The following is a 15,655-nucleotide window of genomic DNA, read 5'->3' as shown; positions in this document are numbered from 1 at the left end:
TCCTTTCTTTCAAAGAGGTTAGAGACCGAGGCCCCGCTTGCGGGCGAAGCTCCAGTCGATGCCGTCGTCATCGCGAGCGATGCCTGAGACATGACGGCCAAGATGCTTTTCGAGAGACGGCGTCCAAGGCACCAGTTGAAACCCGAGCCCGTCATCGATCATGGCGAAGCGGCCGGAAGCGAGCGTGAAGCGCTGCCGGTAGGAACCGGTGACATATTCGCCGCCACGGGCGCGGTTGAAAGGCTGGCCGGTTTCGGCCGAGAGCTTTTCGCCGAGCGCTTCCAGTTCGCGGCGACGCAGCGTGTCGATCAGGTTGCGCGTGAGGCTTATGCGTTGGCCATGCCGCTCGCCGAGACCCTGTTGGACGAGGTGGTCGGCACGGCGCTCCATTGCCTGCCGTACCTCGGCGCCGAACCCGCCGTCCGACAGCGCAATCGGTTCGCGGGCGATATTCTGACGGTCGAGCCAGGTGGCGCCGGCGGCGGTAACCTGCCGCTCAATATCGAGATCGGAACGGACAGCAAGTGCTGCGCGCGGATGTCCCTGCGCGTCATTGAACTTGCGCAGCTCGACGATGGAACCCGGAGCGCTGTCGCCAGCGGCGTCAAGATCGGACAGCTTGATGTGATGGGTGCGGCCGTCGGTGCCATCGACCACGGCGTAGGCGCTGCCCTTCAACTCGTCATCGAGACCGCGGTCGACCAGCCGACCGACGATTGGCGTGTCTAGGCGCTCCGCTGCCAGCACATAGTTCGCCGCGCCGCGCTCGATGCCCTGTTCTGTCAGGGCGCGGTGCATCCGCTTGATGATGTCACCGCGTTCGCCAAGCTCGCGCAGAGTCGCCTCGGCCTTGTCGTCGATGATCCACTGGCCCGGCCCGACCTGTTCGGCAAGGCCGAGGGTTTCGAGCTTGCGCACCCGCCCGACCTTCAGCACGTAATACTCATCGGGCTGGGCGTTCGCGGTGGAGGCAAGGTCGATGACGCCTGTGTCGCGGCCGTCGCGAACAAGCTGGCGGTCAAGCTGGGTCCAGCGTTCGGCTTCGACCTGGCGCTGCAGATTGCGATGGATGTCGAGATCTGTGCGCGGGCCGAGTTCCTGGGTAACGAGATCGGCGGCGCGGGCGCGCATCCCCTCCTTGATGTAATCGCGCGAGATGACGAGATCCTGCCCGTCATCAGTACGGCCGCGCAGGATGATGTGAAGGTGCGGGTTGTCGGTGTTCCAGTGATCGACGCCGGCCCAATCGAGCTTCGTGCCGAGGTCCTTTTCCATCTGGCCCATCAGATCGCGGGCGAAGGCTTTGAGATCCGCCATGTCGACGGCATCCTCCGGCGAGACGATGAAGCGGAAGTGGTGGCGATCATCGCTGCACCGCTCGGCGAAAGCACCGCCATCCACCTCCCCGGTCTCCGGCCCGAATAGCTTTGCCTTCTCCCCGTCACGGGTGACGCCCTCGCGGCGCAGATAGGTGAGATGGGCGGCAAGCGGGGCGGCGCGCGCGTGATGGCGCACCAGCCGTGTCTTGATGATCACGGTGCGCGAGCGGCCGCTGAGGAGACGATTGGCGCGCACGCTTGCCGAGCGGCCACGCCCGAAGGTCGAGCGATTGCCCGGACTGAGCCGGCCCGAGCGAGAGATACGAGCGCCGGCCTTCTGGGCGGCGGCAAGCGCTTGCGCGATGAAGGGCCTGGCGCGCTGGGCACTGGGCGAGCGGATACGGCCGGGCCGGATCCGGAAACCATCCTCGCTGGTCATGACGGAGGCCCCGCACATCGCATCAAGGCACGGAAATCACAGGGAAAACGGCGGGCCGGCGCGGTGCGCCAGATACTCGCACCTCGCGGAAATGCTGCATAACCTCTTGAAACAACACGACCGACCGATGCCGCACCTCGCGGCTTTTTATCTCGCCATCTTCCGGTTGTTCTGCCCACCTTCCGCCTCCATCCACGCCACGGTGCGCTGGAGCTTGCGGTTGCGCGAAAACGCCCATACGCGCTCATGGCTGGATCCCTTCGCCCGCTCGCGCCACGAAGAGGCCCTCGGACAGCGGCACGATGGCGGAGACATCGCGCACAGTGGGTGCAGAGTTCACGTCATTTGGTGGTCGCTCGGTCGGCACGAGAGCGACAGCTTGTATGCGATCCGGCTGACCTACGAAGGGCGAACCGTGCTTCCAGGGAATGGCCTCGACAGACGTGACGGCGGAAGGGCGGGTGGTTTCGCGACCTCCGGCAAGCGGGGCAAGTGCTGCAACATAGGCGCGAGTCTCGGCCGGTAGCGGACGCCCAGTGAGGCAGGCTTGGTAGCGTGCAGGTCCCGCGTTGTAGGCGGCCAGAAACCCCGGCGAGCCGAAGCGGTCGTACAGTTCGCGCAGATACGCCGTTCCAGCCAGGATGTTGTCGCGGGGATCGAACGGATCGCGGCCAAGCGACCAGCGTGCGCGCAGATAATCCCATGTACCGGGCATGATCTGCATCAAGCCGCGGGCGCCTGCGCTGGAGACGGCGCGCACATCGCCCGCACTCTCCTTGCGCATGATGGCGCGTATCAACGCGGTCGGAACGCCGAAGCGGTGCGAGGCTTCTGCGATATACGCGCCGAACGGGTCACGCTGCGACAATCGCGCGATGGCCAAGTCCTGCGCTACCGCCGCCGCCGTCATGACGGCGACGGACAGGCCGCAAAGGAGGAGCAGAGCCATGCGCCGGGCAGCGCGAAGCGGCCCGGGCGCACCGCGATGGCTCGTCGACGGACGGCGAGCGCGCATTGTTCAATCCTTCTCCCTGCGGTCGCGCGGGCGCGCCCAGTGCAGCGACCAGGAGGTCTTGTCGTCGCCATTGCGAAAGAGGTTCGCGCGTATCGGCTGCGCGAAGGTCGGGTCGTCGAGCTGGATCGAGACATAGTCTCCGGCTTTTTCGCTGGAGCGTTTCCAGCCGGCACCAATCTCGGGGCCGTCCTCGTTACCGGCGTGAATGCGGTAGTCAGGCGCATTCTCCGTTTCGCTCGCCTCTGCCGCCACAATGGCGATATCCAGGTTGAGACTGAGCGTGTGGACGCGGCCGCTATAGCCAGTCTTCTGGCGCGTGAATTCTCCGATCTGTTGCATGTCAGGCTCCTGTTTTCAGTGGTGCGGTGATGAAGGCTGGCGGCACGAAGCGCGCCGCCGGTCGCGCGCTCACCGCGTTGGCGCGCGCCATTCGAAGAGTCCGTTGCCGTCCTCGTCTGTCCACAGCGGGACGGCGCGGCCGATGATCTGCTTGGTGGAGAGGAGGCCGAAGTAACGTCCGTCGAGGCTGTCGCGGACCTGCCAGTTCATCAGGAAGACTTCCCCGGTCGGGATGCGGCGGCAGCCCTGCCAGACCGGCAGGTCGCGGCCGGCCCGATCACGCTCGAGCGCCGCGCCCGCCTCGATACCGTCGACAGTGATGGTGAGCTTCGAGCGACATACTCGTTGCCCGGAAACGCCAAGGATGTGCTTCAAGAGTGGCACGCCCCTCGGCAGATAGCCGCGATCGGCGAGGAACGCCGCGAGCGGCTCGGGGGCGTCGACGGCCACAAGATCGGTGACCTCGAACGGTCCGTGGAAGTCGATCGTGTAGAAGCCGATCGGTGCGCTAGCTGACGCATTCCAGATGAGCTTCGTGGGCATCAAAGTGAGGCCGGGATAGCCGATGCCCATGGTTGCGAGAACGCTAGCGAGGATGATACCGGCGCGCGTCACGGCTCGGTCCTCTTGCGCAGCAGGAAGGCGCGATGTTGGTCGAGCGTGTAGCTGCGCGGCGTGTGGCCGGCGGTTATCCGGTTGTGGATGTGCCGCCAATGATCGGGCGATACCAACTCAGGCTCGATGTCGAGGCGCTGGATGGCGTCGATCGCCTGCAGCACGCGTTCGACCTTGGGCCAGCTCTCGACCTTCAGCAGGATGTCGCCGCCCGGGCGCACGAAGGGCAGTGTCTGATAGGCTTCGCCAGACGCGACCGCACGCACGATGTCGATGCGTGAGATGATCGTTCCAAAATCGTTCGCGGCCCAGCGCACGAAGGCGAAGACCGCGCCGGGGCGAAAGGACAGGATGCGCCGGCGACGATCAACAATCTGTTCCTGGGCGTGCGTGCCGAACCGTATCCAGTTCTCGATCCTCTTCTCGACCCAGGTCAGTTCGACATGGATGAGATTGTCGGTAGCATGGTGCGTGGCCGGGAACGCGCCGCGCATGCGGGGAGCCGCAATGCCAATCATTTCGGTTCTCCTGATGCGGGGGGAAATTCGCACGCGAGCCTCGCGCGCAGCGTGTTGGGGACGATGACGCCGTCCCGGAAAGCGGCGATGCGTGCGCGCTCCTGAGTCGTCATGTCGGTGGTCGGGCGCACGACGAAGGTCGCGAACTGATTTCCCTTGCAGGTCAATTCATCGGCGAGAAGCAGCGTCAAAGTTGCCTTGCCGACACGAATCTCTTGATTGAGGAGTGGGCGATCATCGGGCGGCTCCCGAGCGCGGATCAAGAGGCGGATTCGGGGCTTCGGAGACGCTGGTTGCCGTGTTGCGACCGCCAGAAACCGTCGACGTGTTCGGAGTCTTGTTGGTGGTTACGCTGAGTGCGTGGCTGGGTCGCCGGACGAGCCTCTGCACATCGCGCGTACGCACTTCAAGGTTAGATTCTGGGTTAGAGTCTAAGTTAAGGGCGCGATTTCGGCTTTGCTTTCCAAGGGTTAGGCCCGGTTTGGGTTCCTGATAGCACGAGCCTGCGGTTCCCGATGGCACGATAGGTCCGGTTCCCGATAGCACGATGCCGTCCACAGGCTTTCCACAGGAGGCGATCCGCTCGAAAGCGAGCAGCGTCCGGCCGCCCATCTCCACTTCGAGGAAGAGCGTGTAGCCGGGCAGCGGCTGGCGGCGGATGATGTCGCGCAGATCGAAGGCAAAGCGCTTGTGGGGCGACAGGCTGCCGGATTTCTGGTGAAGGTGACGGAAGTCGAAGCGCCAGCCATGGGGCTGGCGTCCGCCATGCTTGCGCACCAGCCGATAGAGCCAGCGCTCCAGCCCGCCAGTCAGGTCGAAATAGGCGCGATCGATCGTCAGCACGAGCGCGTCATCGAGGACTGCCTGGTAGAACCAGTCGGGGACGATCAACTCGATCCCCGCGGGTTTGCCATGGCGATCGATGCGCTCCTGCCACTCATTGATCCATGAGAAGCGGTGACGCCGGCCTTCGGCGGGCTGACGAATCGTCGTCGAGACGGTGGTCGACTGCAGCCGGTCAAGCCCCGCCTTCAGGCGCTGATAGTCGCGCAGGCTCTTGCCGCGGCCGACGAAGGTCAGAATCTCATAGGGCGTGGCGGCCATCAGGCGCGAGGTGCGAAGGCCGGCGTCGCGCGCCTCGACGATCTGGCTCGCGGCCCAGATCAGGATGTCGGCGTCCCAGATGGTCGCCATGCCATGATCGGGTACGGCTTCGACCCGGATCGTGACGTTGCCGGCCGTGAAGTCGATTGGCGCGACGCGATGGGTCTTGGAGAGGGAGAAGAACGGATAGGCCATGAGATCCTGCGCATCTCGCGGGGCGAAGTCGCCAGGCAGCGCCCTGAACAGGTCGAGCTGCCCGCGCTCCGAAAGGGATTGGTTTCGCGCCGCCATTTGGAAATCCGCGCGCGGTCAGCGTGCGTATCGTCCGCCGTGCGTCGGCGGCATCGGCGTGTGACGCTTGGCCGACAGGACCGACCCACGCGGATCGGATGTAGAGGTGACAGCGCCGCGTTCGGCCCAAGCCTGAAGATCGTCGACGGCATAGACGACACGACCGCCGAGCTTGCGGTAGGAAGGACCAGTGCCATAGGTCCGGTGCTTTTCGAGCGTGCGGGCGGACAGGCTGAGGAAATCCGCAGCTTCCTTGGTGCGCAGGAAGCGCGGCGGCAAAACGGCGATATCGGGTCGCATGGGTCGAACCTCCGTGGGTTTTTGGGCGGCCGCTGGCGTGCAGCGGTGGACGGAGACCACGGTGGCGGAGAGTAAGCTTCGTCAGGGATGGGGAAATTGAGGGGGGGCTAAAACTCCACCCCTTTTGCGCGGCCAGACCCCGCTAGGATCGGCGGCGATGACGCAGGATTTGCAAATAGCCGCCGCCGATCATGGCGGTGGCGCCTTCAACGAGACCGATCACCGCATCGCGCAGCGCGGAGGTTTTCCAAGGATCGGCGGCGACGCGCTTAGACCCGTAAAGGGCGACGCCAATGTCGCGGTAGCTCGCGCCGTTGGCACGGGCGTCTGCGGCCTGCATCATCAGACGAAACCGGCGGCGCTGCTGTACTGTCATACGGGTGTCCGAAGGTGTGGGGCGCCCCTGCAAGGAGCGCCAGAAACGGGTGAGTGCTTCGATCCGTCCCAACGTTTCTGCATCCAATGGGATCAGCGCCGCCAGGTGGCCGTGCGGGTCACTGCCGGGCAGAAGGATAAGTTGGGTCGCGACACCTGCACTGTGGACAGTGTGACGTCCTTCCGGGCTGTCATGGAGCACGCCCAGGGCGGTCAACGGCGCCGATCGCAAGGAAGACAGGAATTCCGGCGCCGGCACGAGAGAAACCACAGCTGGATCGACGTCGGGCGACCATAGAATGTCTTGCACCAAGGCGGACAAATCCGGCCTGGCCGGGAAATCGTAACCCCCACAGCCGCTGTGCCTCAGGGTGGAAGGGTGCCTTTTCGGCTCTTGTGGTCAGGAGCGCTTGGTAGTGCCGTTGATAGGGTTCGTGACGCCGCAGACACTCCCAGGCGAGCCCCTCGATGGGCAACGTATCGAAATAATCATAGCTGTCATTGTCTCGCCAATGCGACGTATCCGGCCTCATCCAAAGAGCTCCTCGCAAACAACGCATAGACCCCGCCTGCAAACGATTCCGGGTTGTAGCGATTGGCGGAAGACCCTCGCCGGGCATCGGGTGATGCCGTTCCGGCATCACCCGGGAACCGCAGGCGCTGTGGTGCTAGTTGCCGGGCCGACGCAAGAGATGACGGTAGCCTGCACGCGCCATCCAGCGCGCTCGCGCCAGATGGCTGTCATGGATGCGCCGGGCGCGTTGCGGCTCCTTCGTCAGATCAATGCCGAAGAGAATTTCGACCACCTCGCGCCAGTCCGCGCCGTCATCGGCGGCGTCAAGCAGGCGCATATAGAGCTTGACGTGTTCCCGATCGTATTCGGTGAGTTCGTCACTGGTCGGCGCGGTTTCGTCAAACGGCTCGATCATCGTTGCCTCGTCTTCCCAGAGTGAAAGCCTGCATTTTACAGAACAATTCTGCCAACGGAGGCCGGTTGATCAGCATCAGGCGATGCGGGTTCGGCATCGCTCTCGGCTTGAGTGAACCGAACCGGACCGTCCGCGGAAGAGGCCCCGGCCTTCCGGCCGGGGCATGCGCGGGTCCTCAGTCGCTCCGCCGCGCGTTCGGGCGGGACCAGATGAGCGAGAAACCCTCACCTTCCTCGTCGTCGAAGAGGTTGGCGTAGATCGGGGCGTTGAAGCTCGGATCGTCGAGCTTGAGGCCCAGGTAGTCGCGGCCCTCGTTGGAGGTCTTCGACCATGCGGCGCCGATCTCGGCGCGGCCGACCAGCACCCGGTGGCTGGGAGCGTTCTCGCCAGTGGCGCGAGTGTCTGGGACGATGCGCACGTTCTTGGCCTGGACGCTGAGGGTGACGATTTCACCGGTGAATTCGTTCGAGGCGGACTTCTTGAAGGTGCCGATGGTAGCCATTGTAAGTCTCCGTTTTCTGTTCCCGAGCCCGCACCATGCGGCCTCGATGGCGATCACTTGGCCGGAGGCGACGGACGACGCATCGCTTGCGACCGGAGCAAAGCGGAGGACGGCGCAAGAACGGCTTTCTTGTCTCGCGAGGAATGGCGGCGCTCGGGTCCCCATGCGCGTGCGGCATGGGGTGGGAGCCGGCAGGGGAAGAAAGTCGGGACGCGCCGTTGCGGCCCAGGCGGTCGAGGCTTCAGCCGTCCTTCGGCCAGATCAGCCCATTGAAGACGCCGTTGGAGCGCTCTTGGGACAGATTGGCACGGAGACGTTGGCGCGCAACGCGCCTCGGGCAGATCGCTACAGGCTTCACCGCATCGCCCTCGCATTCCAGGCACAGATTCCGCGCACCTGCAACGCCGCCGCCACCGCCCGCTGCCGTCCTGCCACCGACTGGTCGGTCCGCCATGGGCATCGACTGAAGAAAGTCCAAGGCCATAGACGAGGCCGCGCCGGCACGTGGCCGTTGCTCGATTCTGGCCTGGAACCCGATTGCTCCAGCCACCGATAATGAGGTGGCTAGGCCTTCCTCGGTCTGGTCCATCCGCCTCGTCCGCGCGGGTCTAGGCGCGAACCACGTTCCTGCCGGGTCAGTCGGCGGCTGTCATGCCCACCACCCGGAGATATGCCGTGACGCCGACGACGGCGGTCGCGCCAATGACGGAAAAGACGATCTGCCAGGTTTCCGAAGTCATTATGTGCTTCGCGATGCCATGGGAGGCATGGCAGCCGGTAACGATCGCAGGCGCGATGAAGACCAGAGTGATCGCCACCTTGGCCCACATGGGGCTGACAACGCCGAGGAGGATTGGCCGACGCCGAGCGTCAACCCGGCTGCGAGGCTTCCGACGAGGATCGCGTCAAGCCAGCCGGCACAGCAATATCAATGCTTTAGCGCCAAACTTGCTCCGGTCAGTTCTGCGGTTCGCTATCTCTGATCAGCGGCGCAGGCCAATACGCAGTCGGGATAGCCACTCCGGACATTCGCGCGCAGCGGCCAGCGCCCGATCGCTATCTTCTAATCGATGGACAGGTGGCCGCGTTCTGGGCATAGGCCTCGAAAGCGACCCGGGGATTAAAGCGGTGCCGACACTGTTCCGAAAACCGCCGGAACGTCTAATATGCCCAGATGCAGGGGACACGCATCGCTTTTGGTCCGTTCGTACTCGATCCCGACATCGGGACGCTCCTGAAAGAGCAGATCCCGATCGTTGTTGGGCATCGTGGGCTGACGCTGCTTGCTGCGCTTACGGCCCGGCCCGGCGAGATCCTGACCAAGGCCGAACTGATGGACGCTGCCTGGCCGGGAACCGCCGTTGAGGAAGGCAACCTTACGGTCCAAATAGCGACACTGAGAAAGGCACTCGGTCCGGCTGACAACGGCGGCGAGTGGATCGCCACGGTGCCTCGCGTCGGCTACCGCTTCACCGGGACTGTCGAGCCGGTGGCGAGCGCATCCCGCAGACCGATACCAGGGTCCGGCAAGCCGTCGATTGCGGTCCTGCCTTTTGCCAATTTGAGCGGCGATCAGGACCAGCAGTATCTCAGCGATGGCATAACCGAGGACATAATTACGGAGCTGGCTAGGTTCCGCTCCCTCCTTGTCATCGCGCGGAATTCATCTTTTCAGTTTCGCTATCCGGCATTGGACATTGCCGAAGTCCATCGCAAACTCGGAGTTCGCTACCTCGTCGAAGGCAGCATACGAAAGCTCGGTGATCGCATTCGGATCACCACACAGTTGATTGACGCTTCCACCGGTACCCACCTGTGGGCCCAACGGTACGACAGGGCCCTCGACGACATCTTCGCATTGCAAGACGAGGTTGCGGCTCTCATCGCCTCGATGGTCGAAGGCCAAGCGGAGGCCGATTCGACGAGCAGGACCAGACGCAAGCCTCCGGCCGATTGGGATGCATACGACTGCTACCTGCAGGGGCGCGCACAGTTCTACCGGTATGAACTGGACATGGCCGAGCCCCTATTCGTCCGGTGTGTCGAGCTCGATGCAATGTTCGCTCAAGGCCACGCCTTCCTCGCGCAGGCGCTCGTCGGCAGATTTTGGTACGACAACGATCCGCGGACGCTACAGAACGCCTGGGACTCGGCACGAACGGCGCTCGCTCTCGACAGGAGCGATGGCGTCTGTCACCAGAGCATGGGCCTGGTGCTTACGCACATGCGCCAGCACAGCGACGCGGGAGTGCATTTCGAGCAAGCGCGCTCATTAAACCCGTTGGACGTGAACATAGCGGGGGACTACGCAAGCTGGCTCAACTACGGCGGCCGGGCCGAGAGCGCGCTGAACGTGCTTGAATCTGCGCTGCTGCGCGACCCGTTACCTCCAATATGGTTCTGGGAGGTGAAGGGCAGCTCCCTCTTCCTGCTAAGAAGGTACTCGGAGGCCGTCGGTTCGTATCAGAAGGCCGGCGACCAATTCTTCATTCATGCCTTTCTCGCAGCGGCGTACGCTCATTTGGGCGAGACGCAGAAGGCGCGTGCTGAAGTTCAGGAAGCACTGATGAGGAAACACGATCTGACTATCCGGCTGATTTCACGTCTCCCGTTCGCCCACCAAGTCGACCTCGAGCTTTTCACGTCAGGCTTCAGAAAGGCCGGTTTTCCCGCGTGAACGCAACCTTCGGCGCGCGCCGGTCAGGCCCGACAGCCGAATGCACCCCAACAGGTCATCGAACCCCCTTAACCGAGATCGAAGTCGAGGGCGTCGGCACGCATCGGCTTCCCGCGCGTCTCGTCTTCTGGACTCTTCGTTGAAACAGTCGCATCCTCTCTGCGGGGATGAGGGCGTGGACAAATACCGATACGACAATCGATCTGATCGCTGGCGAAAGCGAACCGGTGCCAAGCATAGCCGTGCGCACCGATGGGCGAATGTGCCGCGGCGCATGATTTTGGTGACTGCGGTAGCGGCTGGCGCTCTGGTCGCGCAAACCGCCATCCAGCACAGTGAAAGTTTGCCAGAGATCAATGCATCGAATTGGTTCGGCTCGAAGCCGGCGCCGATCGCCGGTGTCGCGTCTGTGATCGACGGCGACACGATCGAGATCCACGGACAGCGCATCCGCTTCAACGGCATCGATGCGCCCGAGAGTAAGCAATATTGCGAAGACGCTAAGGGCTTCGAATACGCCTGCGGGCGCCATGCTGCCCAAGCCTTGGACGAGTTCCTCGCTGCATCGCGTCCGTTGCATTGCAGCTTTGTTAACCGAGACCGGTACGGCCGGCTTGTTGGGGATTGCGATCGCGCCGACGGTCGCAACGTCCAGAGCTGGCTTGTCGAGCGGGGCTTGGCACTAGATTGGCCGCACTACAGCCACGGAGCCTACGCAAGACAGCAGGCGAAGGCCCAGGCGGCGAAGGTCGGTCTGTGGGCTGGAGCGTTTCAGGCGCCATGGGATTGGCGCGCAGAGCATGCGAATGGCACCACCAGGCCGTCAGCAAAACAACCACTCGGCATCATGCGTAATGGGCAGGTGGCGCAGAGCTATTCTTGTCAGCCACGGCGAACCTGTCCCCAGATCAGCTCATGCAACGAGGCGAACTGGTATTTGGCCAACTGCTCTTGGGGCGGCAAGCTCGACCGCGACAAGGACGGCATTCCTTGCGAGAGCCTTTGCTAAGTCCGCAGTGAGAGGGGACATGGGATGATCGTCGTCGACTTTGCCCTTTTTGCCTCCACAGCGCACACCAAGGGGAACTCTGTGGTCGCCCAGAGCCTTCCGCAAGGCTACTGGCGAAGGCAATCAATCGGTCACCGCCGCCAAGATACGCGGCGTCTGGCGCCGCAGCGACGAGTATAGGAGAATTCCGACCTTGGCCCGCTCAGCGTGCCTGAACTCCTGCGCAACTGAGGCAGAGCGATGTGCGGACGTTACACCAAATATCTGTCGTGGTCGGAAATCCACCGGCTCTACCGCCTGACTGCGCCGGCGGAGACGGGCCGCAACGACGAGCCCCGGTACAACATCGCGCCGACTCAGGATGTCCCATTCGTCACTGCCGGTGAAGATGGCAATCACAGGCTCCGTGAAGGGCGCTGGTGGCTGGTCCCTTTCTGGGCAAAGGAAATGCCCAAGGCGGCTATGTTCAATGCGAGGATTGAGGGCATCGATACAGCGCCCGCCTTCCGCGACGCCTACAAGTCCAAGCGCTGCCTGATCCCTGCCGATGGCTTCTACGAGTGGACGATATCGCCTGCCGACGGCAAGAAAGACCCTTGGCACATCTACCAGCCAGGCCACGCGCCTTTCTCGTTCGCCGGGCTTTGGGCTTACAATTCCAATCTCGACATAACCAGCTGCACCATCATCACCGAGCCTGCCGCAGAACCGATGAAGCAGTTGCATGATCGGCAGCCTCTCATTCTCGACCCGGCCTACTATGACGCCTGGCTGGACCCGGCGACGCCCAAGGACAGCCTCAAGGACGTTCTCAGCCACGACATCGACGGTCAGCTGCAGTTCAACCGCGTTGGACGTGAGGTGAACACGAGCGCCGTCAACAAGTTGCCCAACGACCATCCCGGCCTGGTCGGGCCGATCAACCCGTTATGAGCGACGAACCGAGCCGGCTTGCCGAAGGGATGACAGCGATTTCGCGCGGCCGAGAGCCGATCGAAAATCGCTTTGCGAGCATTCTGGCTGCGGCAAGCTCGGCGGGTTTGGCTTTTCGAGGCCTGGACAGAAGTCACACTGGTTCTGTTGTTTGCATCCCGGCGACGGCGATCGGTTTCTATAGGAGTTGACGTCCGACCATCTAGCGCCCCTGTTCGAGGCATGGCATCGAGAAGCTGTGAAACTCTTCAAAATGCCCCGGAAAGGTCCGGGCGAGATACCGCACCACTCTGGAATTATCCATCAACCGGTCGAAAAAGCGGTTGGCTGCGACAAGCTCCAGGCCCACCTGGCCATGACGTTCCGCGGCGCTGAGAACCGCAAGGCTTACCGCGCCGACATCGAGCACCATCGCGCCGCGCTGGTCTTCCGCTTGTGTGGTGATCGTTGAGAGATTAAAACCCTCGACCAGCAGGGCTTGCGGTGTCAGAGCGACGAGTAGTCTCGCGTAGGTGATCCTGACCCGGTCCATCGCCACCATCAGCCGGGCAATCTCCAATTGCCTAGCTGGCAGCACCTTCTGGAGCAACCCGAAGATTTTTGTTTTTACCGGCGCGTCCCGAAGCAGGTCGAGGACATCAGGGCAAATTCCGTTAACGGCTTTCCGGTTCTCGCCTGTCTCGGAAGCGGGTTTTCCGGGAGAGCAGAACATTTGCGGCTCGCGGGTCGCGCCACGCAACCTATGTGCCAGTAGGCTTGGCATTGTCCTGAAGCCCTCGGACACCAGCGTGGCGCAGAATTGCTTGTCGCGCATCATCAGGTGGAGCGCCGCTACTATCCGGGCTAGGCTCTGTTCAGACTTTGCCGCTTGCGTGACGAAATCGCGCATGCGTTTGCATTCCGTATCGTAGGTCGCCAAAAATTCGTGTGAACGAAGCCTCTTCTTGGACCCTAATGCGCCAGCAACAATATTGCTCGCATGTCTGTCGCCACCGTTTTCCAACGCACGGTAGGCGGCGTCCTTGGCTAAGCGCTTGACTACCAAGCCACGCCTCCGACAGGCTCTCGCTCTGCCAACCTGATAATCGGGTCGAGCGTGGGAAAAATATAGCTGTCCAGCGGTATCCCATTGATGGCATGCAGTTCCGATTTACCCGCGATCTCGTGGGCAGGCGCAATCAAATAGTCCCGAATGGTCAGGTCGCCGGGATTCATACGGATCAGGACGAAAATGTCGGGTAGTGGCCGTTTATCGGCCTTGGAAAACCAGCGTGGATAGCCGAAGCCGGAAACCCTGCATCGGCCCATTGTAATCGCCACCGTGATCTCCTCGTTTATCCGCAGGAGGTCCATCGCCATGTCATGGGCAGCAACCCCGCCCTGCTTATCAATCGCGCCCACAAGATCCCGGATAATCTGCAGCCTCATTGATTCCAGGTGCCGGTTCACGCCGATGAAGCGGTAGTTTTTGGATGGCTCGTATCCGATCAGTTCATAGGCTTTGACAATGGTTCCAAAACGCCACTGGTAGCGTTGGGCCGGCGGGCACCCGGGATCCGCGTCGATCATGGCCAACGACAAGGCGCCACGGCGAGCCAGAAGTGCCCTAAGAGCGGCCAGCATCTCGTCGTTGGTCATGTGGCGATAGATGGTCTTGAGCACGATCTGCGCCCGGTCGAACAGTTTGCGGTCGACGATCGGCTCCAGGACGTTTTCCACCCGCACCCACTGTTCCGGGGGATTTCGGACTTGATGGCTTCTCAGCCGGGCCGAATGCTTGTTCCAGACGCTGTTGCCAATGTAGTTTTCGTTGGTCAGCACCGAGTGGACGGATTCCCGCGTCCATGGTCGCCGCAAATCGCTGAGCACGCCGCGCTTGTTCAGCAGTCTTGCCATCTCCAGCTCTGTCTTGCGTGTTCTGACAAAGTGACTGAAGATCCACTTCACTGTCGCAACCTCGTCAGGCGGGCCGAGCACCAGAACTATTCGATCCGTCTGCTGGCTCTTGTATTCGTGGGATGAAAGGATGCCTTTTGAACGGCCGTGTTGATCGACAAGCAGGCGCCGCAGGCCAAAGGCGGCCTTCCCGCCCTGCCGGAAGCCCAGCCGGATCAACCTAGCCTGGCCGATGAAGACTTTTTGCGAGAGCATTCTGCTCTGCTCGGCAGCCATGCTCCGTTTGATTGCTTTGAGGACGTCTGACCCGATGCTGCCGTCGTTTGCGAATTGCTCGGCGCAAAATTCGATACGGACGCCGGCCATCTGGCATCGGTATTCGTAGGCTGCGCTTTCATCAATGTTCTGAAAACGCCCCCAACGGCTTACATCATAGACCACAACCGTCTCAAAATCGGCTCGCCCACTTTCGACATCGGCCAACAGCTTCTGAAGACCGGGGCGCCCTCCAAGGTTTAAGCCGCTGCGACCGAGGTCCTCGTAAGTGGCGACAATCTCGTAAGCCATGAGATCGGCATAGTCGCGAATGGCATCCGCTTGGTTGTCGATCGAGTAGGTCTGGTGTTCCGTCGACATGCGCACGTACTGCGCGGCGCGAACTCTAGGCACAGTCTGGTTCCCGCCATCTAACTTTGGCACTTTCCCCACACTCTCGACCGTTGCCTAGGCAATGTCTGCCTGCGGCATGCCCAACCTACTAGGCAGCTTCCTACGGTCCCATTAGGAATACCTCGACAGTTTGTGTCGAATGGCTCGATAGTCTGATCGAGCCTCGAAGCCGCTCCTTGGGGGAACCGACCCGTGCGTCACTATATCGGACTGATCCACAAGCAAGCGGACAGCGACTTCGGCGTATCCTTTCCCGATTTTCCGGGCGTGGTCACCGCCGGCACCAGCCTGGACGACGCCCGCGCCATGGCCGAAGAGGCCCTGGCCTTCCATCTCGAAGGCCTTGTCGAGGATGGCGAAGCCATTCCCGAGCCATCATCCCTGGAAGATGTCGTGTCGAACAATGACAATTTCAGCCGGGTCGCCGTCCTGGTAGCGCTCAAAGCCGAGACCACAAAGGTGGTGCGCGTCAACGTCACCATTCCCGAAGATGTCCTCGACCAGATCGATCGATATGCGGAATGCGATGGCTATAGCCGGTCCGGATTCCTAACCGCCGCCGCGAAAAAGGCGATTACGCGACGAGCCAGCCTAGCTGCTCATCAACGGATTCAAACCGATGCGCTATTGACCTGTTCGCGCAGGCCGTTTCCGCTTTGGCAACCATTGTCTTCAAGGCCCGAGAAACCACGTCTCATTTCGTGAGCGGGCGTGCCGCCGTTTGG

Annotated in this window: 19 protein-coding genes; 4 read left to right on the top strand and 15 right to left on the bottom strand. The window is 62.4% G+C overall.

Annotated features, from left to right (window positions below):
- Positions 1–18: 18 nt before the first annotated feature.
- The 13 genes from NKJ77_RS07630 to NKJ77_RS07570 form a co-directional block, all read right to left on the bottom strand.
- On the bottom strand, positions 19–1,758 hold the full coding sequence (locus NKJ77_RS07630) for a relaxase/mobilization nuclease domain-containing protein (RefSeq protein WP_352534744.1): 1,740 nt from the start codon (positions 1,756–1,758) through the stop codon (positions 19–21).
- Between the two features lie 244 nt (positions 1,759–2,002).
- Complete coding sequence (locus NKJ77_RS07625) at positions 2,003–2,773, bottom strand: lytic transglycosylase domain-containing protein (RefSeq protein ID WP_352534742.1); 771 nt, start codon at positions 2,771–2,773, stop codon at positions 2,003–2,005.
- Positions 2,774–2,776: 3 nt separating this feature from the next.
- Positions 2,777–3,112 (bottom strand): DUF736 domain-containing protein, encoded by a 336-nt coding sequence (locus NKJ77_RS07620; RefSeq protein WP_023835374.1) that lies wholly within the window; start codon positions 3,110–3,112, stop codon positions 2,777–2,779.
- A gap of 69 nt (positions 3,113–3,181) precedes the next feature.
- The gene (locus NKJ77_RS07615; RefSeq protein WP_352534740.1) at positions 3,182–3,727 is read right to left on the bottom strand and encodes a S26 family signal peptidase; all 546 of its coding nucleotides are present in this window, start codon (positions 3,725–3,727) and stop codon (positions 3,182–3,184) included.
- Positions 3,724–4,245: a DUF2840 domain-containing protein gene (locus NKJ77_RS07610; RefSeq protein ID WP_023835376.1), complete on the bottom strand. Its 522-nt coding sequence runs from the start codon at positions 4,243–4,245 to the stop codon at positions 3,724–3,726. The genes NKJ77_RS07615 and NKJ77_RS07610 overlap by 4 nt, the downstream gene beginning before the upstream one ends.
- A complete protein-coding gene (locus tag NKJ77_RS07605; protein ID WP_352534738.1) occupies positions 4,242–4,436 on the bottom strand; it encodes a hypothetical protein in 195 nt (64 codons plus the stop codon). Before NKJ77_RS07605 ends, NKJ77_RS07610 begins: the two co-directional genes overlap by 4 nt.
- 43 nt (positions 4,437–4,479) lie before the next feature.
- The gene (locus NKJ77_RS07600) at positions 4,480–5,640 is read right to left on the bottom strand and encodes a replication initiator protein A (protein ID WP_023835378.1); all 1,161 of its coding nucleotides are present in this window, start codon (positions 5,638–5,640) and stop codon (positions 4,480–4,482) included.
- An 18-nt stretch (positions 5,641–5,658) separates the two neighbouring features.
- The gene (locus NKJ77_RS07595) at positions 5,659–5,940 is read right to left on the bottom strand and encodes a helix-turn-helix transcriptional regulator (protein WP_352534736.1); all 282 of its coding nucleotides are present in this window, start codon (positions 5,938–5,940) and stop codon (positions 5,659–5,661) included.
- Positions 5,941–6,082: 142 nt separating this feature from the next.
- Positions 6,083–6,625 (bottom strand): DUF2285 domain-containing protein, encoded by a 543-nt coding sequence (locus NKJ77_RS07590; protein ID WP_352534961.1) that lies wholly within the window; start codon positions 6,623–6,625, stop codon positions 6,083–6,085.
- A complete protein-coding gene (locus tag NKJ77_RS07585; protein ID WP_352534734.1) occupies positions 6,507–6,848 on the bottom strand; it encodes a transcriptional regulator domain-containing protein in 342 nt (113 codons plus the stop codon). Before NKJ77_RS07585 ends, NKJ77_RS07590 begins: the two co-directional genes overlap by 119 nt.
- Before the next feature lie 135 nt (positions 6,849–6,983).
- The gene (locus tag NKJ77_RS07580; RefSeq protein WP_023715497.1) at positions 6,984–7,244 is read right to left on the bottom strand and encodes a DNA -binding domain-containing protein; all 261 of its coding nucleotides are present in this window, start codon (positions 7,242–7,244) and stop codon (positions 6,984–6,986) included.
- 175 nt (positions 7,245–7,419) lie between these two features.
- Positions 7,420–7,746, bottom strand: a complete 327-nt coding sequence (locus tag NKJ77_RS07575) for a DUF736 domain-containing protein (RefSeq protein ID WP_023816712.1) — start codon at positions 7,744–7,746, stop codon at positions 7,420–7,422.
- Between the two features lie 635 nt (positions 7,747–8,381).
- A complete protein-coding gene (locus tag NKJ77_RS07570; RefSeq protein WP_502897177.1) occupies positions 8,382–8,576 on the bottom strand; it encodes a hypothetical protein in 195 nt (64 codons plus the stop codon).
- A gap of 344 nt (positions 8,577–8,920) precedes the next feature.
- Here NKJ77_RS07570 and NKJ77_RS07565 point away from each other — a divergent pair, with 344 nt between their 5' ends.
- The 3 genes from NKJ77_RS07565 to NKJ77_RS07555 all read left to right on the top strand — a co-directional run bounded on the left by NKJ77_RS07565 (position 8,921) and on the right by NKJ77_RS07555 (position 12,365).
- On the top strand, positions 8,921–10,423 hold the full coding sequence (locus NKJ77_RS07565) for a winged helix-turn-helix domain-containing tetratricopeptide repeat protein (RefSeq protein WP_352534731.1): 1,503 nt from the start codon (positions 8,921–8,923) through the stop codon (positions 10,421–10,423).
- Between the two features lie 175 nt (positions 10,424–10,598).
- The gene (locus tag NKJ77_RS07560; RefSeq protein WP_352534729.1) at positions 10,599–11,432 is read left to right on the top strand and encodes a thermonuclease family protein; all 834 of its coding nucleotides are present in this window, start codon (positions 10,599–10,601) and stop codon (positions 11,430–11,432) included.
- 240 nt (positions 11,433–11,672) lie between these two features.
- Positions 11,673–12,365: an SOS response-associated peptidase gene (locus tag NKJ77_RS07555; RefSeq protein WP_023723954.1), complete on the top strand. Its 693-nt coding sequence runs from the start codon at positions 11,673–11,675 to the stop codon at positions 12,363–12,365.
- A gap of 202 nt (positions 12,366–12,567) precedes the next feature.
- On the opposite strand, the gene NKJ77_RS07550 is transcribed toward NKJ77_RS07555, so the two are convergent.
- Together NKJ77_RS07550 and NKJ77_RS07545 are read right to left on the bottom strand one after the other, a co-directional pair.
- On the bottom strand, positions 12,568–13,410 hold the full coding sequence (locus NKJ77_RS07550; RefSeq protein WP_352534727.1) for a plasmid partitioning protein RepB C-terminal domain-containing protein: 843 nt from the start codon (positions 13,408–13,410) through the stop codon (positions 12,568–12,570).
- Positions 13,404–14,930, bottom strand: coding sequence for a recombinase family protein (locus tag NKJ77_RS07545; protein ID WP_280806193.1), 1,527 nt, complete (start codon positions 14,928–14,930; stop codon positions 13,404–13,406). Before NKJ77_RS07545 ends, NKJ77_RS07550 begins: the two co-directional genes overlap by 7 nt.
- A gap of 192 nt (positions 14,931–15,122) precedes the next feature.
- Here NKJ77_RS07545 and NKJ77_RS07540 point away from each other — a divergent pair, with 192 nt between their 5' ends.
- The gene (locus NKJ77_RS07540; protein ID WP_023834010.1) at positions 15,123–15,635 is read left to right on the top strand and encodes a type II toxin-antitoxin system HicB family antitoxin; all 513 of its coding nucleotides are present in this window, start codon (positions 15,123–15,125) and stop codon (positions 15,633–15,635) included.
- Positions 15,636–15,655: the final 20 nt, after the last annotated feature.

The sequence above is a fragment of the Mesorhizobium sp. M0052 genome (assembly GCF_040323255.1).
In the GTDB taxonomy this organism is placed as follows: Bacteria; Pseudomonadota; Alphaproteobacteria; order Rhizobiales; family Rhizobiaceae; genus Mesorhizobium.
This window is presented reverse-complemented; position numbering and strand designations above follow the sequence as displayed.